Here is a 22,267-nt window from a genome sequence, read left to right as displayed (position 1 = left end):
TGGTTGTTCCGTTCACTTCCAGAGTAGTGCTTCTCTTTCACCGCGGAACCGGTGAACGTGCCAGGGTGGCTCAATCGCCGCCACCCGGGCTCCCGGCAAGAAAATCGCTGCTACGCAGTGCCTTCGGCTTATTCCTTACGGCTTTCAGGAAACGCCTCAGCGATTTTCAGCCGGACAAGGGAGCCGCTGTAAGTTTTATATTCCCTTATGACAACTTAATTGCTTCAAGAGAAAACAGATTGCTGGATATCCCTTAATTCTAACGGGGAGAAGACGCCCGCCGCTTATCTACTTGCGGCTCAGCTTATCCAGATACCCCATCACAAACGCCGACAGCACAAACGTCAGGTGGATAATCACATACCACATCAGCTTGTTGTCCGGGATATTTTTAGCATCCATAAACACCCGTAACAGGTGAATGGACGAGATGGCGACGATCGATGCCGCCACTTTGTTTTTCAGCGACGAGGCATCCATTTTGCCCAGCCAGCTCAGCTTCTCTTTATCCGACGAGATATCCAGCTGCGAGACAAAGTTTTCGTAGCCTGAAAACATCACCATTACCAGCAGGCCGCCCACCAGCGTCATATCCACCAGCGACAGCAAAAGCAGGATCAGGTCAGATTCAGCGACGCTGAAAATATGCGGCAGGACGTGAAAAATTTCCTGAAAGAATTTAATACAGAGGGCCACCAGCGCCAGCGAAAGGCCAAAATAGACCGGGGCTAACAGCCAGCGGGAAGCATACATTGCGTTTTCAAAAAAGCGTTCCATAGAGTCCTGTCTGCAAATCAAACCAGCGCGCAGTATATCGCAAGGGTCCAAACTCTTTGCAACAACTAAACAAGGGAGACCCTATACCTGCTCGGGTTTCACCACCGGGCGCTGGTACTCCGGCCACACCAGCACCACCAGCGAAGGATAGGCTTCAAGGCTGAACTCGCGAAAACACTGGCGCAGGTTCATAACCTCCAGATCGGAATGCGACACCTTTTCACCGTTCAGGCAGCGTTTCTTGATATTGTCGTAATATTTGTACACCGCAGAGTTAAGATCGCTGCAACGCCGCTGCGCCTCAAACAGGTCAGGAATGCTATTTATTTCCACCATATTCATTCGCTTAATTGTGGCATGAAGGAAATCAATATATTCATGATTAACGCGCCAGTACCAGACCGGCGTAATCGCATTCATTAACACTGAAAAATGGTCTTCGCCCTCTTCTTTTGACATCCGCTCCGGCGGGGGCGTGACGTGCGCGCTCTCCGCATCGCTACTTTTATTGAACTCGCGCATCAATAAAAGAACCACGGCGGTAAGCAATAACAAAGTAATGACAGTATAAAAAATGCTGTTCATATAGGCAGGCTCCATTTTTTTTGATTTTAAATTTGCCTCATGTTATTGTCAACGAATCTCACACTCCAGACAACCCTACCCCGTTGAAATTAAAGGAAATATAAAATGTTGCCCGACAATCTGGTTCCGGCTAAGTTTCACATTTCTTCCGTGGAACCGAAACCGCCAGAAGCAGAAAGCAATGCCAATTTCACTAAGGGGAAAAGAACACTCGATGATTACGCGCCAGAAATATTAATTGGTGTTACCCGTACCGGTAACTCGCGCAATATGTTGCTCGAAGAACACGACCGGCATATTAAAGATCGGTTATTTCGGGTAGTTAAAATCGAGGTGTTCGCCCGGCTGCTGAATGATCTGCAGGCGGAAGGGGAAATAGACGCTCAGGCACTAAGTCAAATATTGGCGGAAAAAACCGATGAGATTAACGAAGCCGGTAATGAAATCTGGTTGAATCTTATTACCTGTGAAAAAAACTCGCCCATTTTTTATAAGCTAGAGGATGAATAACGTGAAGGATGTTGATAACAACAACGTTTATTTGACTTTAGATGACAAAAAGAGCGATGAATTTATCTTAGAGCAAAATCTTACCGCGCTTAAAGAGATTAAAAATACGGAAATACAACGCATTGCAAAAGATCTGCTCTCCATACCGGCCGGACTGGTGCGCCTGAAATGGCAGAACCGGCGTGAAATTTATCCGCTACAAGTTAAAGAAGAGATCTACGGCGCGGTAATAAACGCCATTATGCAACAGCGTCCCGACTTAAAAGAAAAAATACTCACGCGACTGGAAACCAATTATCAGTATTTGCTGGCGCGTGAAACCGCGACCCTGCGTGTTACCCGTAAGCTGGCCGATGAAGGCTATCGCACCGCCAGCGTGACCACCGTTGCGCTGAATGAAGAGGCGCTGGCTACGAAAGCGGACACCGCACCACATAAGCCGTAACCTCCCGCCCCGCCTGTTTCTGCCCGGCCCGTTTCATTTAAGGATTATCCCGAATAATCCTCACATCCTGGTTGATTCTCCTAAGCTTAAAGTCTGATTAACCACTCAAGGAGAACAATCATGGCAAATTCTCAGAGCAAAATTCAGGATCCGACAACCCAGTACTACACCGGTGAATATCCGCAACAAAAACAGCCTGTACCAGGGCTGCAATGTAAGATGGACCCGGTACCGGATTGCGGCGAAAAGACCTACAAAGGCAGCGGCAGACTACAGGATCGTAAGGCACTGGTGACAGGGGGCGATTCCGGGATTGGACGCGCTGCCGCCATCGCTTACGCGCGTGAAGGAGCAGACGTCGCCATTAACTATCTGCCTGCCGAAGAAGAGGACGCGCAGCAGGTTAAGCAGCTTATTGAAGAGGCCGGACGCAAAGCGGTGCTTATCCCCGGCGACCTGAGCGATGAACAATTTGCCCGCTCGCTGGTGCATACCGCCCATAAAGAGCTGGGTGGACTGGATGTACTGGCGCTGGTGGCCGGTAAACAGGTAGCGGTGGAGAAGATTGCCGATCTGACTACCGAGCAGTTTAAACAGACGTATGCCGTAAACGTGCTGGCTCTGTTCTGGATAACCCAGGAGGCGCTGCCGCTGCTGCCTGCCGGGTCGAGCATTATTACCACCTCCTCGATTCAGGCCTATCAGCCGAGCGCGCATCTGCTGGACTACGCCTCAACCAAAGCGGCTATCCTTAACTTCAGCCGCGGGCTGGCGAAACAGGTGGCAGAGAGCGGCGTGCGCGTCAACGTGGTGGCCCCTGGCCCTATCTGGACAGCGCTGCAAATCTCCGGCGGTCAGACCCAGGAGAAGATCCCGCAGTTTGGTCAGCAAACGCCAATGAAGCGTGCAGGACAGCCTGCGGAGCTGGCTCCGGTGTATGTTTACCTGGCGAGTCAGGAATCAAGCTACGTGACGGCTGAAGTGCACGGTGTGTGCGGTGGGGAACATCTGGGGTAAGAACTTCTGCGGCTGATGCCCTCCCCCTCTCCCGCAGTGAGAGGGGACAAACAAAAAAGGCAACTTACGTTGCCTTTTGCTTTTATTTTGCCGCCGCTTTCTCTTCGCCGACCAGGCCAATCTTCAGGTAACCCGCCTGATGCAGCGTGTCCATTACCTTCATCATGGTTTCGTAGTCGACCGTTTTATCGGCACGGAAGAAGACGGTGGTATCTTTCTTGCCTTCGGTCAGCGCGTTCAGCGCCGGGATCACCGACTCATCAGTCACCGGATCGTTACCCAGGAACATGGATTTATCGGCTTTTACGGACAGATAAATCGGTTTTTCCGGGCGCGGCTGCGGCTGGCTGGATGACGCGGGCAGATTGACCTTCACGTCCACGGTCGCCAGCGGCGCCGCAACCATGAAGATAATCAGCAGAACCAGCATGACGTCGATAAACGGCGTCACGTTGATTTCGTGCATTTCGCCGTTATCGTCCAGATTTTCATTAAGACGCATTGCCATGACGAATCAACCTACGTGAAATTTCTGAGCAGAACGAACGGGCTTCGCAGCGCTGGCGCTGAGGTCCAGATCGCGGCTTTGCAGGAGCAGAACCTGAGCGGCAACGTCGCCAAGGGTCGCTTTATAGCTGCCAATCATACGGGCGAAGATGTTATAGATCACCACCGCCGGGATTGCCGCGACCAGACCAATTGCCGTCGCCAGCAGCGCTTCGGCGATGCCGGGCGCCACAACCGCGAGGTTGGTGGTTTGCGTCTGGGCGATGCCGATGAAGCTGTTCATGATCCCCCAGACGGTACCGAACAGACCAACGAACGGCGAAATGGCGCCGATGGTCGCCAGGTAGCCGTTACCACGTCCCATGTGACGGCCAACGGCCGCAACGCGACGCTCCAGGCGGAAGCCGGTACGCTCTTTAATCCCTTCGTTGTCTTCGCTACCTGCGGAAAGTTCAAGCTCGTTCTGTGCTTCGTTAATTAACTGGGTGGTCAGACTCTTCGCCTGGAAGGAGGCAGCCATGTCGCTCGCCTGATTCAGGGTGCGGGCCTCGGCCAGCTGCTGCTGCTCGCGCTTAAGACGGCGCTTGTGAGAAAGTAGCTCCACGCTCTTACTAAAGAAAATAGCCCAGGTGACGACTGACGCCAGAATCAGGCCGATCATGACAATCTTCACCACGATGTCGGCATGATGATACATACCCCAGACGGAGAGATCCGTCTGCATCAAATTATTACCCACTCGGTATCTCCAGGACGCAAATCACAAAATCTGAGCATAATAATATCAAATCAACGTCGAATTGATAGTAGTTCTCATTAGTATTTACATAGTGCCGTAAATTCGTTTCATTTTCCTTGCGCTTACGCAGGAAAAATTTCCCGGAAACAAATTTTAAAAAATTTTCCCCTGAACCCACTACCCTTCGCGTGACCATTTTTACTTTCGTGATAGTGTGGACGTCCAGACGTATAAAAACAGGTTGCGCAGACATGAAAGAGAAGCATCTTGATACCACCCTCGTTCAGGCGGGACGCAGTAAGAAATATACCCTTGGTTCGGTAAACAGCGTGATCCAGCGCGCCTCGTCGCTGGTGTTTGATACCGTCGAAGCCAAGAAGCACGCCACCCGTAACCGGGCCAACGGTGAGCTGTTTTACGGGCGCCGCGGCACGCTGACCCACTTCTCTTTACAGGAAGCGATGTGCGAGCTGGAGGGCGGCGCGGGCTGCGCGCTGTTCCCGTGCGGCGCGGCCGCTGTTGCCAACACCATTCTGGCCTTTGTTGAACAGGGCGACCATATCCTGATGACCAACACCGCCTACGAGCCAAGCCAGGACTTCTGCACTAAAATCCTCAGCAAGCTCGGCGTCACCACAGACTGGTTCGATCCACAGATTGGCGCCGGTATCGCCGACCTGATCCAGCCCAACACCCGGATTGTGTTCCTGGAATCACCCGGCTCCATCACCATGGAAGTGCATGATGTGCCAGCCATTGTGCAGGCGGTACGCAGCAAAGCGCCGGACGCTATCATCATGATCGATAACACCTGGGCGGCAGGCGTGCTGTTTAAGGCGCTCGATTTTGGTATCGACATCTCAATTCAGGCGGCAACCAAATACCTGATTGGCCACTCTGACGGCATGATTGGCACCGCAGTCTCCAACGCCCGCTGCTGGGATCAGCTGCGTGAGAATGCCTATCTGATGGGACAAATGGTGGATGCCGACACCGCCTATATGACCAGCCGCGGCCTGCGCACCCTCGGCGTGCGTCTGCGTCAACACCATGAAAGCAGCGTGCAGGTTGCCCGTTGGCTGGCGCAGCATCCACAGGTGGCGCGCGTTAACCATCCGGCTCTGCCGGGCAGCGTGGGGCACGAATTCTGGCAGCGTGACTTTACGGGCAGCAGCGGTCTGTTCTCGTTTGTGCTGAATAAGCGCCTGAGCAACGACGAGCTTTCCGCCTATCTGGATAACTTTTCGCTGTTCAGCATGGCCTACTCCTGGGGCGGCTTTGAATCGCTGATCCTGCCGAACCAGCCAGAGCAGATTGCGGCCCTGCGTCCGGGCGGTGAAGTGGACTTTACCGGCACCCTGATCCGCTTGCATATCGGCCTGGAAGATGTTGAGGATCTGATCGCCGATCTGGAAGCCGGTTTCGCGCGTATTGAATAGCGAAGGGCTATAAAAACTCGCTGTGGACACTTTTCTCCCCATTAGGTGCAGAAAAGTCTGATTTGTTGCGCCTGCGATCAAAGCCCATCGGCGAAATAGGGAGTACAATAGCCTTATATATGCTGTTCCACAGGAAAGCCCATGGCTGTTATTCAAGATATTATCGCTGCACTCTGGCAACACGACTTCGCAGCGCTGGCTGACCCGCACGTGGTGGGGATTGTCTATTTCGTTATGTTCGCCACGCTGTTTCTGGAAAATGGGTTACTGCCCGCCTCCTTCTTACCGGGCGACAGCCTGCTGCTGCTGGCAGGAGCGTTAATCGGTAAAGGGGTCATGGACTTTGCCCCCACGATGGTGATCCTTACCTCGGCCGCCAGCCTGGGCTGCTGGCTCAGCTACCTGCAGGGCCGGTGGCTCGGCAATACACGGGTGGTTAAAAGCTGGCTGGCGCAGCTGCCCTATAAATATCATCAGCGGGCAACCTGCATGTTCGATCGCCACGGCCTGCTGGCGCTGCTGGCCGGGCGTTTTCTGGCGTTTGTGCGCACGCTGCTGCCGACCATGGCGGGCATCTCCGGGCTCTCTAACCGTCGCTTTCAGTTCTTTAACTGGCTGAGCGCGCTGCTGTGGGTTGGCGTGGTGACCACCTTTGGCTATGCGCTGAGCATGATCCCGTTCGTTAAGCGCCACGAAGATCAGGTGATGACCTTCCTGATGATCCTGCCGGTGTTCCTGCTGGTGGCAGGTCTGGTGGGAACGATTGTGGTGGTGATCCGCAAGAAATACTGCAACGCCTGATAACCTTCCTTCACCCTCTCCCCATTGGGGAGAGGGAATTTTAACATCCTCACTATCCCTGCATTGTTCTCATCCGCGCCGCATCTTCGCCCGGCGTCACGCCAAAGTAGCGCTTAAACTCCCGGCTGAACTGCGATGCGCTTTCATAGCCTACCCGCAGCGCGGCGGCGCTGGCTTTCATGCCGTCGTGGATCATCATCATCCTTGCCTTATGCAGGCGGTAGCTCTTGAGGTACTGCAGCGGCGAGGTGCTGGTGACCGATTTAAAGTTATGATGAAACGCCGAGACGCTCATGTTGGCCTCTGCCGCCAGCTGGTCCACGCTCAGGTTTTCGGTGTACTGGCTCTCGATGCGTTTTAGCACCCGGCTAATCAGGCTGAAGTGGGTCTGACGGCTGACCAGCGCCAGCAGTGCCCCACCGCCCGGCCCCAGCAGGATGTGGTAGAGGATCTCGCGCACAATCTGCCTGCCCAGAATCCGGGCATCCAGCGGCCGCGCCATCACGTCCAGCAGACGCTCAATGGCGCAGAGGATTTCATCCGTCAGCGTGGCGGAGTTGATACCGCTCGCCGCCATCGACGGGCGGAACAGCTCGTCCTCGCCAATGTCCATCAGCAGTTCCTGCAGTTGCAGAATATCGATATTTAAGCGAATTCCCGCCAGCGGCACCGCCTCTGTCGCGAAGGTTTCACATTCAAAGGGTAAAGGTACTGTCAGGAGCAGATATTCGTTGGTGTCGTAACGAAATACACGCTCGTTGATGTAACCAATTTTGTGCCCGGAAAAGAGAAAAATGATACCCGGCTGGTACATCACCGGGGTACGGGCGTAGGGCTGGGTGCCGTACAGCAGGCGAACGTCCGGCAGCAGCGCGTCAAGATAATTTGCATTATCTTTCAGGGTGTTAATTTGTTCTGTTAGCTGCAGGCAGATCGCTTCACGTTTCATCTTATCTCGCTCCGGGTACGTTTTCCGAGGTTTGCAGTGTGCGCATTTTTACCCATATTCTCCAGCACTGTGTAGAAATGGGCAAGACAACGGCAGAAATGTGCATTGAGAGCAGCGCCCTCGCTCGCCACAATGAGCACCATCAGGCAGCCCTCTGTGCCACCCCGTTTTTCCACCCACTAAAGGGAACGAACAATGAACAATTTCAATCTGCATACCCCAACCCGCATCCTGTTTGGTAAAGACGCCATCGCCGATCTGCGCGCGCAGATCCCGGCCGATGCTCGCGTCCTTATTACCTACGGCGGCGGTAGCGTGAAGAAAAATGGCGTTCTTGATCGGGTCTACACCGCGCTGGAAGGTCTGGACGTGCGTGAGTTCAGCGGTATCGAGCCGAACCCCTCTTACGAAACGCTGATGAACGCGGTGAAAATTGCCCGTGATGAGCAGATCACCTTCCTGCTGGCGGTGGGCGGCGGTTCGGTGCTGGATGGCACCAAGTTTATCGCCGCGGCGGCCCACTACGATGAAGGCATCGACCCGTGGCACATCCTGCAAACCGGCGGCAGCGATATCAAGAGCGCCATCCCGATGGGCTCCGTACTGACCCTGCCGGCTACCGGCTCCGAGTCCAACAAAGGCGCGGTGATTTCGCGTAAAACCACCGGCGACAAACAGGCCTTTATGAACGAGCACGTGCAGCCGGTGTTTGCGGTGCTGGATCCGGTTTACACCTACACCCTGCCGCCGCGTCAGGTGGCGAACGGCGTGGTGGATGCCTTTGTTCACACCGTTGAGCAGTACGTCACTTATCCGGTGAACGCAAAAATTCAGGATCGTTTCGCCGAGGGCATTCTGCTGACCCTGATCGAAGACGGCCCGCTGGCGCTGAAAGAGCCAGAAAACTACGAGGTACGCGCCAACGTGATGTGGGCCGCCACCCAGGCGCTGAACGGCCTGATTGGTGCCGGCGTCCCACAGGACTGGGCCACCCATATGCTGGGCCACGAACTGACGGCGATGCACGGTCTCGATCACGCCCAGACTCTGGCGGTGGTGCTGCCTGCGCTGTGGAATGAAAAACGCGACACCAAACGCGGCAAGCTGCTGCAGTACGCTGAGCGCGTATGGGGTATCACGGCCGGTTCTGAAGATGAGCGCATCGATGCCGCCATTCTCGCTACCCGCAACTTTTTCGAGCAGCTGGGTGTGCCAACCCGCCTCTCCGGCTACGGCCTGGATGGCAGCTCCATCCCTGCCCTGCTGGCTAAACTCGAAGAGCATGGCATGACGCAGATCGGCGAACATCATGACATTACCCTCGAGGTGAGCCGCCGTATTTACGAGGCTGCACGCTAAGGGATTTTACGCGATTGCCTTTCGTTTTTCGGCATTTAGGCCAGGCTTAATGCACATACGCCACCGGGGGATTACCCCTGGTGGATGTCCAATGAAGGAGGAAAAATGGCAAACCAAACCGTAATCAAGCTTCAGGACGGCAACGTAATGCCCCAGTTGGGGCTCGGCGTATGGAAAGCCGGTAACGAAGAGGTCGTCTCCGCCATTCATAAAGCACTGGAAGTCGGCTATCGCTCCATCGATACCGCTGCCGCCTACAAAAATGAAGACGGCGTCGGCAAAGCCCTTGCCAGCGCTGGCGTACCCCGCGATGAACTGTTCATCACCACCAAGCTTTGGAATGACGACCAGAAGCGTCCGGCAGAAGCGTTGCAGGAGAGCCTGGACAAGCTGCAGCTCGACTATGTCGACCTTTATCTGATGCACTGGCCGGTTCCGGCTATCGATCACTATGTCGAAGCCTGGCAAGGGATGCTCGATCTGCAAAAAGCCGGCCTGGTGAAGAGTGTCGGGGTCTGTAATTTCCAGATTCACCATCTGCAACGGCTGATCGATGAGACGGGCGTCGCTCCGGTAATCAACCAGATTGAGCTGCACCCTCTGATGCAGCAGCGTCAGCTCTATGTCTGGAACGCAAACCACAAGATCCAGACCGAGTCCTGGAGCCCGCTGGCGCAGGGCGGTGAAGGGGTCTTCGATCAGAAGATCATCCGCTCCCTTGCCGATAAGTACGGTAAAACCCCGGCGCAGATTGTCATTCGCTGGCATCTGGACTGCGGGCTGGTGGTGATCCCGAAATCCGTTACTCCGTCGCGCATCGCCGAAAACTTCGACGTGTGGGATTTCCGTCTGGATAAAGATGAGCTGAGTGAAATTGCGAAGCTGGATAAAGGCAAGCGTTTAGGGCCGGATCCGGACCAGTTTGGCGGGTAATCTCCTCACCCTGCCCTCTCCCCATAGAGAGAGGGTGTTCAAGTTCCCTCTCCCTATGGGGAGAGGGTCAGGGGGAGGGGCACAGCGTTATCCAATCTTACGTTTAGCCGCTTTTTTCGCACCTGTTGCCCCACCGTTCGAGCGCTGATGCACGATCGGCGTGTGCTTGGTCAGGGCCGGGCGCGTATTACGATTCTGACGACGCGCTTCGCGCATCTCTTCCACCGTTGGCGCAGGCACCAGGCAGTCGCGGCGTGAACCAATCAGGTGCTTTTTACCCATCTCTTCCAGCGCCTGGCGGATCAGCGGCCAGTTTTTCGGATCGTGATAACGCAGCAGGGCTTTATGCAGACGACGCTGCTTGTCACCCTTCGGCACCACCACGTCCTCACTCTTATAGCCAATCTTACTCAGCGGATTCTTGCCGGTGTAATACATGGTGGTGGAGTTCGCCAGCGGCGACGGGTAGAAGTTCTGCACCTGATCCAGACGGAAGCGACGCTGTTTCAGCCACAGGGCCAGGTTCACCATGTCTTCATCACGCGTTCCAGGGTGCGCGGAGATGAAGTACGGAATCAGATACTGCTCTTTCCCGGCCTGCTTCGAATAGGTGTCGAACAGCTCTTTAAAGCGGTCGTAACTGCCCATCCCCGGCTTCATCATCTTCGACAGCGGCCCCTCTTCGGTATGCTCCGGGGCAATCTTCAGGTAGCCGCCCACGTGATGGGTCGCCAGCTCTTTGATATAGCGCGGATCTTCCACAGCGATGTCATAACGCACGCCGGAGGCGATGAGGATCTTCTTGATGCCCTTCAGATCGCGGGCGCGACGGTACAGGTTGATGGTCGGCTCGTGGTTGGTGTCCATGTGCTCGCAAATGCTCGGATAAACGCACGACAGACGGCGGCAGGTCTGCTCCGCGCGCGGCGACTTACAGCGCAGCATATACATGTTGGCGGTTGGGCCACCCAGATCGGAGATCACGCCGGTAAAGCCCGGCACCGTGTCGCGAATGGCTTCGATCTCGTTGACGATAGACTCTTCAGAGCGGCTCTGAATAATACGTCCTTCATGCTCGGTGATCGAACAGAAGGAGCAGCCGCCAAAGCAGCCGCGCATAATGTTGACCGAGAAGCGGATCATCTCATACGCCGGAATGCGGCTGTTGCCGTATGACGGGTGCGGCACGCGCTTGTACGGCAGGGCAAAGACGCTGTCCATCTCTTCGGTAGAGAGCGGGATTGCCGGCGGGTTAACCCAGATGTAGCGCTCGCCGTGTTTTTGCATCAGCGCCCGCGCGCAGCCCGGGTTGGTTTCATGGTGCAGAATACGCGAGGCGTGCGCGTAGAGCACTTTGTCGCTTTTCACCTTCTCGAAGGAGGGCAGCAGCACGTAGGTCTTTTCCCACGGCTTGGGACGCGGCGGCTGCACCACAATGGCTTTCGCCTCGGCTTTTTTCGGCGCAACCGGCTTGTTATCAGCGCACGGCAGATCTTCGCCGTAAGGATGCGGGATCGGGTCGATTTTGCCCGGCATATCGATGATTCGGGAATCCACCCCTTTCCAGCCCGGCAGCGCCTCTTTCACCATAATGGCGGTGTTACGCACATCGCGGATGTCGCCCACCGGTTCGCCCTGCGCCAGACGGTGCGCCACTTCCACCAGCGGACGTTCGCCGTTGCCGAAGATCAGCATGTCGGCTTTGGAGTCAACCAACACCGAACGGCGCACGGTATCTGACCAGTAGTCGTAATGCGCGGTACGGCGCAGGCTCGCTTCGATACCGCCCAGGATGACCGGCACGTCTTTCCATGCTTCTTTGCATCGCTGGGTGTACACGAGGGTGGCGCGATCCGGACGCTTGCCCGCCACGTTATCCGCGGTGTAGGCATCGTCGTGACGCAGTTTGCGGTCGGCGGTATAGCGGTTGATCATCGAGTCCATGTTGCCTGCGGTGACGCCGAAGAAGAGATTCGGTTTACCGAGACGCATAAAGTCATCTTTGCTGTTCCAGTCAGGCTGGGCAATGATCCCGACGCGGAAGCCCTGGGCTTCAAGCATACGGCCGCAGATCGCCATACCAAAGCTCGGGTGATCGACGTAAGCATCCCCCGTCACCAGGATAATGTCGCAGCTGTCCCAGCCAAGTTGGTCCATCTCTTCACGAGACATCGGCAGGAAGGGCGCCGGTCCAAAGCAGGCCGCCCAGTACTGGGGCCATGAGAAGAGGTCACGATCCGGCTGGATCAGGGAAATTGCGCTCATAATGCTTCCGAAGAAAAAATAGCCAAAAGGAGCGGGATTATACGCTGGAACAATGTGGGAAATGAAGGGGTATTGTGCGGGTAGTCATCCCCTCACCCTAACCCTCTCCCCACAGGGGAGAGGGGACTGCACCCTGCGGTCTTTCTCCCTCTCCCCACAGGGGAAAGGGGAATGCACCATGCGGTCTTTCTCCCTCTCCCCACAGCGGAGAAGGGACTGCACCATGCGGTCTTTCTCCCTCTCCCCACAGCGGAGAAGGGACTGTACCATGCGGTCTTTCTCCCTCTCCCCACAGGGGAAAGGGGACTGCACTATGCGGTCTTTCTCCCTCTCCCCACAGGGGAAAGGGGAATGCACCTTGCGGTCTCTCTCCCGCTCCCCACAGGGGAGAGGGGAATGCACCCTGCGGTCTTTCTCCCTCTCCCCACAGGGGAAAGGGGAATGCACCCTGCGGTCTTTCTCCCTCTCCCCACAGGGGAGAGGGTCGGGGTGAGGGGTAAATTTACGGCGCAGGATTCACCAGCAGCTGCCCCACCGAGCCGCGATCCATCATCTCCAGGGTCTGGCTGTGGAACAGGAACGGGAAGTGCGGCCAGGAAGGCTGTCCATAATAGACCAGCAGCTCAACCTGCCCGTCGACCCAGACGGTATCTTTCCAGCCTCTGTCTTCCGGGAACGGCATGGCGCCGTTGACGTTGCGGATCAGGAAGTTCACCCCTTCGATGTGGAACGACTGTGGCATATCGGCGCGCACCGTCCAGCGCTCCCAGGAGCCCTGCTGAGCGGTAATATCAATGCGGTTTACGTCCCACAGCTGGCCGTTAATGCCCGGGTCATCACCAAGACTGATATCACGGCTACGCACCGGCGTACCGCTCAGGATCTCTTCCGACAGCAGGCGCATCGGCAGGGTATCGGTCACCAGCGGCAACAGGCCGGTTGGACGCAGGGTTAACACCAGCGTCGAGACCAGAATGCTCGACGGCTCAAAGAAGCCGCGCAGACGGTCAACGATGCCCGCCGCCTCGCCACAGGTGATCGAGACTTCTTCACCGTTGGTCATATCGACCAGGATTTCCCGCCGCTCGCCAGGCGCCAGCGCCAGCTGCTTAACCGATACCGGGGCCGGTAACAAGCCCTGGTCCCCGGCGATCACGTGCAGCGCTCGGCCATCGCTCATCTGCAACTGATAGCGACGAGAGTTGGAGGCATTCAGCAGGCGCAGGCGAACCCAGCCGCGTGATACTTCGACATAAGGGCTTTGCGCGCCGTTGACCAGCAGCGTGTCGCCGACAAAACCGCCGCTGCCCGGCTCGCTGTACTCCGGCGTACCAAAGTTATCCAGCCGTTTATCCTGAATAATGATCGGGAAATCATCGACCCCGTAATGGTTTGGGATCGGCAGCGATTTGCTGATCTCATCTTCCACCAGCCACATCCCCGCCAGGCCGTTGTAGACCTGCTGCGCGGTGTGGTTCGGGGTGTTGGCGCGATACCAGAGGGTGGCTGCGCGCTGGCGGACCGGCAGAACCGGCGCCCAGTCGGCGCTTGGGGACATCATACGCGGGGCTCCGCCCAGCAACGGGCCAGGCACCTGCATACCGCTGATGGTCATGGCGACGTTCTCGGCCAGGCGGTTGCTGTAGATCAGTTTGACGTCATCGCCGCTCCAGACGCGTACCGTCGGGCCAAGGTAGCGCCCGTTGATGCCCCAGACCGAAGCCCGCGTTCCCTGAGTGAAGGTCCAGTGGGTGCGCTGTAGCGTAAGGAACAGCGGCTGCCCGCGACGGGATTCAAGTAACGGCGGGATGGGCAGCGGCTGCTGCTGTCCGGCGGCGTTTGCCCTCAGCGGAACCGCGCCTGCACAAAGGGCGATCCCCGATGCCTGAATAAACTGACGGCGACTGAGTGACATAGTAGCTCCATGTATAATCACACTAACAATACGGGAATTCGTTTTCCCTTTAAGCCGGCTTAAACCTTGCCAGCGGCTTCTCGCTCGGCGACTTCTTTATCGAGCTCAGCGATTTTATTCAGCATTAGTTCGCGGCAATGCGCCGCCAGCTCGCGCACCTGGTCTTTACCATATTTACTGACATCGACCGGCGGCAGCATCTCTACAATGACCAGACCGTTACGCAGACGGTTCAGGTTTATCTTATTCGATGTATTGGAAACACACACTGGAATAATAGGTACGCCTGCCGCAATTGCGGCATGAAACGCGCCAGTTTTAAACGGCAGCAGGCCGCGACCACGGCTGCGGGTGCCTTCCGGGAACATCCAGATAGAGATCTTGCGCTTTTTGAAGTGGTTCACCACCTCGGCGATGGTGCCGTGTGCTTTGGCGCGGTTGTTACGGTCAATCAGCAGGTTGCCGGTAAGCCAGTAAAGCTGGCCGAAGAACGGGATCCACAGCAGGCTTTTTTTGCCCACGGTAACGGTTGGCGGCTGGACGATTTTCGCCGCGGTCACCATATCGTAGTTATTCTGATGGTTGCCGATATAGATAGCGTTGCCAAATTTCTCTGCCCCTTCCGGCAGGCGGGTCTCAACTTTCAAACCAAACAGCGGCGCCATACGGGCAAACATGTGGCCAAAAGTGGCAACGTGCTTTGGATTGCGCGGACTGAACAAGCAGTAAACAGAGCCGAAGATACAGACCAGAATGCAATAGATTACGGCAAGAATGGTACGAACAATTAATAGCATAGCGACCTCAAAAACCCCTGACAGCTGACAATTATACTGCAACTATAAGCGGGTAACTTCTTTGTTTTTATAAAGGATGTTTTCCGCGATACCCCCTCCTGAACGGAGGGGGCGAGGCGCTGTTACTCTGCGTTGTCGCCCGCATTACCGCGGGTTGGAGAGTCTATCTCCACGCGATCAATGCGCTGCAGGCCACGCATCAGCGATCCTTTGCGTCCACGTTCGCCCACCACTTTCTGCAGCTCTTCCGGGCGCAGCTTGATTTTGCGTTTACCTACATGGATGGTCAACGTGCTCTGCGGTGGCAGAATAAAGAGGTGCGCCAGGCTATCCGTCCCTGACGCCGCATCCGCCGCGGAGATGTTGATGATCTTATTGCCTTTGCCTTTTGACAGCTGCGGCAGATCGCTGAGCGGGAACATCAGCATGCGGCCCGCGGTGGAGATCGCCAGCAGCATGTCGCTCTCGTCTTCAACCACCAGCGGCGTCATCACCCGGGCATTATCCGGCAGGCTAATCAACGCCTTGCCCGCACGGTTGCGCGAGATCAGATCGTTGAAGGTACAGATAAAGCCGTAGCCGGCATCGGAGGCCAGCAGCAGCTTCTGCTCATCCCCTTCCATCAGCATATGCTCAATGGTCGCACCCGGCGGCAGCGTCAGCTTGCCGGTCAGCGGCTCGCCCTGCCCGCGCGCTGACGGCAGGGTAATAGGATCGATGGCGTAGCTGCGCCCGGTGGTGTCGATAAAGGCCACCGGCTGGTTGCTCTTGCCCTTCACGGCGGCTTTGAAGCTGTCGCCGGCTTTGTAGCTCAGCCCCGGCGCGTCAATGTCATGACCTTTGGCGCTGCGTACCCAGCCGCTTTGTGACAGTACAATGGTCACCGGCTCGGACGGCTGCATCTCATGCTCGCTCATCGCTTTCGCTTCTTCACGCTCATGCAGCGGAGAGCGGCGGTCGTCGCCGAAAGCGTCGGCGTCAGCCTGCAGCTCTTTCTTCAGCAGGGTGTTCATCTTGCGTTCGGAGGCAAGGATCGCCTGCAGCTGATCGCGCTCTTTCTCCAGCGCGTCCTGCTCACCGCGGATTTTCATCTCTTCAAGCTTCGCGAGATGGCGCAGCTTCAGCTCGAGGATCGCTTCTGCCTGAGTTTCGCTGATGCCAAAGCGCGACATCAGGGCTGGCTTCGGCTCATCCTCGGTACGAATGATCTCGATCACTTCATCGATGTTGAGAAACGCCACCAGCAAACCTTCGAGGATATGCAGGCGCTTAAGCACTTTCTCCAGACGATGGTTAAGGCGACGGCGCACCGTATCGCGGCGGAACGCCAGCCATTCGGTGAGGATTTCCAGCAGGTTTTTCACCGCCGGACGACCGTCCAGACCGATCATGTTCAGGTTGATACGGTAGCTTTTTTCCAGATCGGTGGTGGCGAACAGGTGGTTCATCACCGGCTCCATGTCCACGCGGTTGGAACGCGGCACGATCACCAGACGGGTCGGGTTTTCGTGGTCGGATTCGTCACGCAGATCATCGACCATTGGCAGCTTTTTATTGCGCATCTGGGTCGCGATCTGCTCCAGCACTTTGGCGCCCGAGACCTGGTGCGGCAGCGCGGTGATCACCACTGCGCCATCCTCTTTGGTCCACACCGCACGCATACGCACGGAGCCGCGACCGTTCTGGTAGATTTTGCGGATCTCCGCGCGGGAGGTAATGATCTCCGCTTCGGTGGGGAAGTCCGGCCCCTGCACGATATCCAACAGATCGTCCAGCGTGGTCTTCGGCTGTTCAATCAGGGTAATCGCCGCTTTCGCCACTTCACGCAGGTTATGCGGCGGGATATCCGTCGCCATCCCCACCGCGATGCCGGTAGTGCCGTTCAGCAGAATGTTCGGCAGACGCGCAGGCAGCATTTTCGGCTCCTGTAGCGTACCGTCGAAGTTCGGCACCCACTCTACGGTACCCTGACCCAGCTCGCTGAGCAGCAGTTCAGCATATTTCGAAAGACGGGATTCGGTGTAACGCATCGCCGCGAACGACTTCGGATCGTCCGGTGCCCCCCAGTTCCCCTGGCCGTCAACCAGCGGATAGCGGTAGGAGAACGGCTGGGCCATCAGCACCATCGCTTCATAACAGGCGCTGTCGCCGTGCGGATGGTATTTACCCAGGACATCACCCACGGTACGGGCGGATTTTTTGAACTTGGCGCTGGCATTCAGACCCAGCTCAGACATCGCATAAACGATGCGGCGCTGAACGGGTTTCAGGCCATCTCCAATAAACGGCAACGCCCTGTCCATGATGACGTACATGGAGTAGTTCAGGTAGGCGTTTTCCGTGAATTCATGTAGCGCGAGGCGCTCTGCCATATCGCTCATTAAATGGGATTCCTCAACTCAGAAACCGATTGGTTTCAGGCAATATTGCCGCAGATACTACCTCATCTGGCGAGTCGAGTCACAAAGAAAAAGGGCCGGAATACCGGCCCTTTCATGGGTTATTTATTCAGCTTGATAACCTGTTTCACGTCGATTTCGAAATCGTTCCACTCTTTATCGACTTTGCCCTGCAGCTCCACTTTATCCTGCGGGCTCACGGTGACGCCGTTCCAGCGCTTGTGGTCAATCTCTACCACCACCGTGCCGCTCTCATCGCGGAAGGTGTAACGATCGTCTGACAGGCGCTCGGTGATGTTCCCGCGCAGTTTCACCCAGCTGTCGTCCTTCATATCCTTCACCTTCTGCGCCGTGGTGAGGTTGGCGTCATTATCGACAAAACCGCCCTGCTGGGTCTGGGTTTGCGTCTGGGTCTGCGTTGCCGACGGGCCATTAAAACCGCCCTGAGCCGCAAACGCCGGGGCGGTGGTGATCATCATGATGGCAGCAACTGCCGCGAATTTTTTCATCTTAACTCTCCCTTTGATGTCGTTTCACAGTCCATTAAACAGGGTAAACCTTAACGACTTCTTAAGCGGAAAATTTAAATTTTTTTACTGTACAGCAGGCGCTTGCTGAGGGTTTACTGGCGGCAACAGGGAGGGAACATGCGCATTTTACTGGTAGAAGACGACAGGCTGATTGGCGACGGTATCAAGGCCGGGTTGACGAAAATGGGCTTCAGCCTGGACTGGTTCACCGACGGCGAAACCGGCCGCGCGGCGCTTTACAGCGCCCCCTATGACGCCGTGGTGCTCGACCTGACGCTGCCCGGCCTCGACGGATTGCAGATCCTGCGAGAATGGCGCGAAAAGGGGCGCGGCGAGCCGGTGCTGATATTAACGGCGCGGGATGCGCTCGACCAGCGCGTCGAAGGGCTGCGTCTGGGAGCCGATGATTACCTCTGCAAACCCTTTGCGCTTATCGAAGTGGCCGCCCGCCTTGAGGCGCTGGTGCGCCGCAGCCACGGGCAGGCGCACAGCGAACTGCGCCACGGCAGCGTGACGCTCGATCCCTCCCGTCTGGTGGCCACCCTCAAGGGCGAAACCCTGGTGCTCAAACCGAAAGAGTTCGCCCTGCTGGAGCTGCTGATGCGCAACGCCGGCCGCGTGCTGCCGCGCAAACTGATTGAAGAAAAACTCTATAACTGGGATGACGACGTCTCCAGTAATGCCGTGGAAGTCCACGTTCACCATCTGCGCCGCAAGCTCGGCAGCGATTTTATCCGCACCGTGCACGGCATCGGTTATACCCTGGGTGATGCATGAAACTGACCCAACGCCTGAGCCTGAAGCTGCGCCTGACGCTGCTGTTCCTGATCCTGTCCCTCACGGCATGGTTTGCCGCGAGTGTTGTCGCCTGGCAGCAGACCAGCGATAAGCTGGACAAGCTGTTCGACACCCAACAGATGCTGTTTGCCAAACGGCTGCTCACGATGGAGCTGGATGAACTCCGCGCCCCGGAACGGATGCGCGAGGTGCCGAAAAAAGCGAAACACGGGCATCTGGATGACGATGCGCTGGCGTTTGCCCTCTTCACCCCCGACGGCAAAATGGTGCTGAACGACGGCGAGAACGGACGCGATATCCCGTATCACTATCGCCGGGAAGGGTTTACTGACGGGCGGCTTAACGGTGACAACGATGAATGGCGCTTTTTATGGCTTACCGCACCTGATGGCAAATACCGGGTGGTGGTGGGCCAGGAGCGGGAATACCGCCAGGAGATGGCGCTGGAGGTGGTTCAGTCGCAGCTCACGCCGTGGCTGGTGGCGCTGCCGGTGATGCTGCTGTTGCTTATCGTACTTTTGAGCCGTGAACTCTGGCCGCTGAAAAAGCTGGCGCAGACCCTGCGCACCCGCTCACCGGATGCCACCGACCGGCTGGCGACGCAGGGTGTGCCCGTTGAAGTACGCCCGCTGCTCGACGCGCTGAACCATCTTTTCGTCCGTACCCAGGAGATGATGGCCCGGGAACGTCGCTTCACTTCGGATGCCGCCCACGAACTGCGCAGCCCGTTAACCGCCCTGAAGGTGCAAACCGAGGTGGCGCAGCTGTCGCAGGACGATCCTGAAAGCCAGAGAAGAGCGCTGGCCCAGCTGCACGCCGGTATCGACCGGGCATCACGGCTGGTTGAGCAGCTGCTGACGCTGTCGCGTCTGGATTCGCTGGAGAGCCCCGACGACGTTGAACCCCTGGCGCTGGCCGATTTACTGCAGTCGGCGGTGATGGACATTTATCCTCAGGCACAGCAGGCCGGAATCGACATCCGCCTGAACCTCAACGCCCCGCAGGTGACGCGCCCCGGGCAACAGCTGTTGCTGAGCCTGCTGGTACGAAACCTGCTGGATAACGCCGTGCGCTACAGTCCGCGCGGCAGCGTGGTGGACGTGACGCTGGACAGCCACAGCTTTACCGTCCGTGACAACGGCCCGGGCATCCCCCCCGACGCGCTGGCGCGGATCGGCGAGCGCTTTTATCGCCCTCCTGGCCAGGTGCAAACCGGTAGCGGGCTGGGGTTGTCCATTGTGAAACGAATAGCTGCGCTGCACGGGATGAGGGTCACGCTCAGTAATGCGCCGGACGGCGGCTGCGCCGTTACGATCGGCTGGTAAGGGATTATTGCTGTTACAGCAAAAGACTTTGCACATTTTGCTCATTTTACCGCGTCGCTGTCGCGCGTAGAATGGCCCCCAGACTCGCTACTCTGAGGACAACTTAATGAGCAATATCCTGATTATTAACGGCGCGAAAAAATTCGCCCACTCCAATGGCCAACTGAATGACACCCTGACCGAGGTCGCGGACGGTTTCCTGCGCGACGCCGGGCATGATGTTAAGGTCGTACGCACCGACGGCGAGTACGATATCCAGGCCGAAGTACAGAACTTCCTGTGGGCAGACGTGGTGATCTGGCAAATGCCTGGCTGGTGGATGGGTGCGCCCTGGACCGTGAAAAAGTATATGGACGATGTCTTTACCGAAGGCCACGGCTCACTGTATGCCAGCGATGGCCGCACCCGTTCAGATGCCTCGAAAAAATACGGCTCCGGTGGTCTGATTCAGGGGAAAAAGTACATGCTCTCCCTGACCTGGAACGCCCCAATGGAAGCCTTCACCGAAGCGGATCAGTTCTTCCACGGCGTGGGCGTTGACGGTGTTTATCTGCCGTTCCATAAAGCCAACCAGTTCCTGGGAATGGAGGCGCTGCCGACCTTCATCACCAACGACGTGATCAAAATGCCGGACGTGCCACGCTATATCGCAGAATATCGCAAGCATCTGGCTGAGATTTTTGCTTAACTGGTAGCATGTTATCAGGAGAAATGACCATGCTTACCGTTATTGCTGAAATTCGTACCCGTCCTGGACAACATCACCGTCAGGCGGTGCTGGATCAGTTCGCAAAAATTATCCCGACCGTTTTAGAGGAAGCAGGCTGCCACGGCTACGCGCCAATGGTAGACACCGCCGCTGGCGTCAGCTTCCAGACCACCGCCCCGGACTCCATCGTGATGGTTGAGCAGTGGGAAACCGTGGCGCACCTCGAAGCGCATCTGCAGACCCCCCACATGAAAGCCTGGAGCGAGGCGGTGAAGGGTGATGTTCTGGAAACCCACATCCGTATTCTGGAGAACGGGGTTTAACCCTTACCTCAGCCCTCCCCCAAAGGTTTCGTAGGCCCGGTAAGCATAGCGCCACCGGGCTTTTTTTATCACCTTAAAGCGCAGCTGCTATGCTTATTCCTGATTTCATTGTTATCTGGAGGAAGTAATGGGAATTTTTAACTTCGTTAAAGAAGCAGGTGAAAAGCTGTGGGACAACCTGACCGATCACAAAGGTCAAAGCGATAAAGTCTCGGAACACCTTAAAAAGCTCAACATCCCGGGCGCCGAAAAGGTGCAGGTCAATGTCAACGACGGCAAGGCCGTGGTAACAGGCGACGGTCTCACCCAGGAGCAGAAAGAGAAAATCCAGGTCGCGGTGGGTAACATCGCGGGGGTCAGCGAGGTGGAAAACACCATCACCGCTACCGACACCCAGCAGGAAGCCACCTACTACACGGTAAAATCGGGCGACACCCTGAGCGCTATCTCCAAAACCGTGTATGGCGATGCGTCGAAATACAACAAAATCTTTGAAGCCAACCGCCCTATGCTCTCCAGCCCGGATAAAATTTATCCCGGGCAGACGCTGCGTATTCCTGAAGCGTAACACGCAAAAACGTCGGTACAGGGTCGTAAAGAGGGGCGCTTATGAGGATAGCCTGTCTGGGCTGGGGGTCGTTGATATGGAAAAGCGGCCCACTCCTCGTCGCCGGGGAGTGGAAAACCGACGGCCCCTCGCTGCCCATTGAATTTTCCCGGGTCAGCGACGGCGGTGAACTTGCTACCGCCATCTGTATGAATGCCCCTGCCGTGCCGGTGCTCTGGGCGTGGCTCGATGCACAAACGCTGAACGTGGCCTGTCAGGCCCTGCGCCAACGCGAGGGGATCCCAGAAGGACGTTGTGACGGCATCGGCTCGCTGCTGATCGCCGGTCGCCACAGCGGCCTGCTTTCGGGATGGGCGGTGGAGCGTGGCATCGAGGCGGTGATCTGGACCGGGCTGCCGCCGCGAAGCGCCTCGCTGGAAGGTCGGGTGCCCAGCGTGGACGAGGCCATTGTTTATCTGGATAACCTGAGCGGCGAGTCCCGCCGGCACGCACGAGACTATATTAACCAGGTACCGGAGCAGATCGACACTCCCTACCGGCGAGCCATAAAAGATGTGCTGGGGTGGTGATACCCTCA

Annotated in this window: 23 protein-coding genes; 13 read left to right on the top strand and 10 right to left on the bottom strand. The window is 56.8% G+C overall.

Annotated elements, in window-relative coordinates:
• Positions 1-288: 288 nt before the first annotated feature.
• Positions 289-777 (bottom strand): TIGR00645 family protein, encoded by a 489-nt coding sequence (locus MXM41_RS18660; RefSeq protein ID WP_103822854.1) that lies wholly within the window; start codon positions 775-777, stop codon positions 289-291.
• An 81-nt stretch (positions 778-858) separates the two neighbouring features.
• The gene (locus MXM41_RS18655) at positions 859-1,362 is read right to left on the bottom strand and encodes an ESA_00282 family adhesion-associated protein (protein ID WP_325933606.1); all 504 of its coding nucleotides are present in this window, start codon (positions 1,360-1,362) and stop codon (positions 859-861) included.
• Positions 1,363-1,467: 105 nt separating this feature from the next.
• Here MXM41_RS18655 and MXM41_RS18650 point away from each other — a divergent pair, with 105 nt between their 5' ends.
• From MXM41_RS18650 to MXM41_RS18640, 3 genes are all read left to right on the top strand, one after another.
• Positions 1,468-1,872, top strand: coding sequence for a hypothetical protein (locus tag MXM41_RS18650; RefSeq protein WP_325933604.1), 405 nt, complete (start codon positions 1,468-1,470; stop codon positions 1,870-1,872).
• Positions 1,865-2,317 (top strand): cytoplasmic protein, encoded by a 453-nt coding sequence (locus MXM41_RS18645; RefSeq protein ID WP_325933603.1) that lies wholly within the window; start codon positions 1,865-1,867, stop codon positions 2,315-2,317. The genes MXM41_RS18650 and MXM41_RS18645 overlap by 8 nt, the downstream gene beginning before the upstream one ends.
• A gap of 120 nt (positions 2,318-2,437) precedes the next feature.
• Positions 2,438-3,334: an SDR family oxidoreductase gene (locus tag MXM41_RS18640; RefSeq protein WP_325933602.1), complete on the top strand. Its 897-nt coding sequence runs from the start codon at positions 2,438-2,440 to the stop codon at positions 3,332-3,334.
• An 82-nt stretch (positions 3,335-3,416) separates the two neighbouring features.
• Here MXM41_RS18640 and exbD read toward each other — a convergent pair whose 3' ends face one another.
• A complete protein-coding gene (exbD, locus tag MXM41_RS18635) occupies positions 3,417-3,842 on the bottom strand; it encodes a TonB system transport protein ExbD (protein ID WP_114316790.1) in 426 nt (141 codons plus the stop codon).
• Positions 3,843-3,848: 6 nt separating this feature from the next.
• Entirely contained in the window at positions 3,849-4,580 is a 732-nt protein-coding gene (exbB, locus tag MXM41_RS18630; RefSeq protein ID WP_325933601.1) for a tol-pal system-associated acyl-CoA thioesterase, read from the bottom strand.
• Positions 4,581-4,831: 251 nt separating this feature from the next.
• Between exbB and metC the strand changes: the two genes are divergently transcribed.
• Positions 4,832-6,019, top strand: a complete 1,188-nt coding sequence (gene metC / locus MXM41_RS18625) for a cystathionine beta-lyase (RefSeq protein ID WP_325933600.1) — start codon at positions 4,832-4,834, stop codon at positions 6,017-6,019.
• Positions 6,020-6,160: 141 nt separating this feature from the next.
• Positions 6,161-6,820 carry a DedA family general envelope maintenance protein YghB gene (yghB, locus tag MXM41_RS18620; RefSeq protein ID WP_325933599.1) on the top strand — a complete coding sequence of 220 codons (660 nt, stop codon included), beginning with the start codon at positions 6,161-6,163 and terminating at the stop codon, positions 6,818-6,820.
• Between the two features lie 52 nt (positions 6,821-6,872).
• On the opposite strand, the gene MXM41_RS18615 is transcribed toward yghB, so the two are convergent.
• Positions 6,873-7,769, bottom strand: coding sequence for an AraC family transcriptional regulator (locus tag MXM41_RS18615; protein ID WP_325933598.1), 897 nt, complete (start codon positions 7,767-7,769; stop codon positions 6,873-6,875).
• Between the two features lie 195 nt (positions 7,770-7,964).
• Here MXM41_RS18615 and yqhD point away from each other — a divergent pair, with 195 nt between their 5' ends.
• Both yqhD and dkgA read left to right on the top strand, forming a co-directional pair.
• Positions 7,965-9,128 carry an alcohol dehydrogenase gene (gene yqhD / locus MXM41_RS18610; protein ID WP_325933597.1) on the top strand — a complete coding sequence of 388 codons (1,164 nt, stop codon included), beginning with the start codon at positions 7,965-7,967 and terminating at the stop codon, positions 9,126-9,128.
• A 105-nt stretch (positions 9,129-9,233) separates the two neighbouring features.
• The gene (gene dkgA / locus MXM41_RS18605; protein ID WP_325933595.1) at positions 9,234-10,061 is read left to right on the top strand and encodes a 2,5-didehydrogluconate reductase DkgA; all 828 of its coding nucleotides are present in this window, start codon (positions 9,234-9,236) and stop codon (positions 10,059-10,061) included.
• An 87-nt stretch (positions 10,062-10,148) separates the two neighbouring features.
• Here the strand turns inward: dkgA and MXM41_RS18600 are convergent, their stop codons facing one another.
• From MXM41_RS18600 to MXM41_RS18580, 5 genes are all read right to left on the bottom strand, one after another.
• The gene (locus MXM41_RS18600) at positions 10,149-12,326 is read right to left on the bottom strand and encodes a YgiQ family radical SAM protein (RefSeq protein WP_325933593.1); all 2,178 of its coding nucleotides are present in this window, start codon (positions 12,324-12,326) and stop codon (positions 10,149-10,151) included.
• Between the two features lie 502 nt (positions 12,327-12,828).
• A complete protein-coding gene (gene ftsP, locus MXM41_RS18595) occupies positions 12,829-14,241 on the bottom strand; it encodes a cell division protein FtsP (protein WP_325933592.1) in 1,413 nt (470 codons plus the stop codon).
• A gap of 59 nt (positions 14,242-14,300) precedes the next feature.
• Entirely contained in the window at positions 14,301-15,038 is a 738-nt protein-coding gene (gene plsC / locus MXM41_RS18590) for a 1-acylglycerol-3-phosphate O-acyltransferase (protein WP_325933591.1), read from the bottom strand.
• 122 nt (positions 15,039-15,160) lie between these two features.
• Entirely contained in the window at positions 15,161-17,419 is a 2,259-nt protein-coding gene (parC, locus tag MXM41_RS18585; RefSeq protein ID WP_325933590.1) for a DNA topoisomerase IV subunit A, read from the bottom strand.
• A 119-nt stretch (positions 17,420-17,538) separates the two neighbouring features.
• The gene (locus tag MXM41_RS18580; RefSeq protein ID WP_325933589.1) at positions 17,539-17,946 is read right to left on the bottom strand and encodes a NirD/YgiW/YdeI family stress tolerance protein; all 408 of its coding nucleotides are present in this window, start codon (positions 17,944-17,946) and stop codon (positions 17,539-17,541) included.
• 138 nt (positions 17,947-18,084) lie between these two features.
• Here MXM41_RS18580 and qseB point away from each other — a divergent pair, with 138 nt between their 5' ends.
• From qseB to MXM41_RS18550, 6 genes are all read left to right on the top strand, one after another.
• Entirely contained in the window at positions 18,085-18,744 is a 660-nt protein-coding gene (gene qseB, locus MXM41_RS18575) for a quorum sensing response regulator transcription factor QseB (RefSeq protein ID WP_325933588.1), read from the top strand.
• The gene (gene qseC / locus MXM41_RS18570; RefSeq protein WP_325933587.1) at positions 18,741-20,090 is read left to right on the top strand and encodes a quorum sensing histidine kinase QseC; all 1,350 of its coding nucleotides are present in this window, start codon (positions 18,741-18,743) and stop codon (positions 20,088-20,090) included. The genes qseB and qseC overlap by 4 nt, the downstream gene beginning before the upstream one ends.
• Before the next feature lie 106 nt (positions 20,091-20,196).
• Positions 20,197-20,778 (top strand): NAD(P)H-dependent oxidoreductase, encoded by a 582-nt coding sequence (locus tag MXM41_RS18565; protein WP_325933586.1) that lies wholly within the window; start codon positions 20,197-20,199, stop codon positions 20,776-20,778.
• A gap of 29 nt (positions 20,779-20,807) precedes the next feature.
• Complete coding sequence (locus MXM41_RS18560; protein ID WP_103822963.1) at positions 20,808-21,122, top strand: putative quinol monooxygenase; 315 nt, start codon at positions 20,808-20,810, stop codon at positions 21,120-21,122.
• A gap of 127 nt (positions 21,123-21,249) precedes the next feature.
• Positions 21,250-21,690 (top strand): peptidoglycan-binding protein LysM, encoded by a 441-nt coding sequence (gene lysM / locus MXM41_RS18555; RefSeq protein ID WP_325933583.1) that lies wholly within the window; start codon positions 21,250-21,252, stop codon positions 21,688-21,690.
• A gap of 41 nt (positions 21,691-21,731) precedes the next feature.
• The gene (locus tag MXM41_RS18550) at positions 21,732-22,259 is read left to right on the top strand and encodes a hypothetical protein (RefSeq protein ID WP_325933581.1); all 528 of its coding nucleotides are present in this window, start codon (positions 21,732-21,734) and stop codon (positions 22,257-22,259) included.
• Positions 22,260-22,267 lie beyond the last annotated feature (8 nt).

Origin of the sequence: Leclercia adecarboxylata (genome assembly GCF_035787115.1) — a bacterium.
GTDB classification, from domain to species: Bacteria; Pseudomonadota; Gammaproteobacteria; order Enterobacterales; family Enterobacteriaceae; genus Enterobacter; species Enterobacter adecarboxylatus_E.
This window is presented reverse-complemented; position numbering and strand designations above follow the sequence as displayed.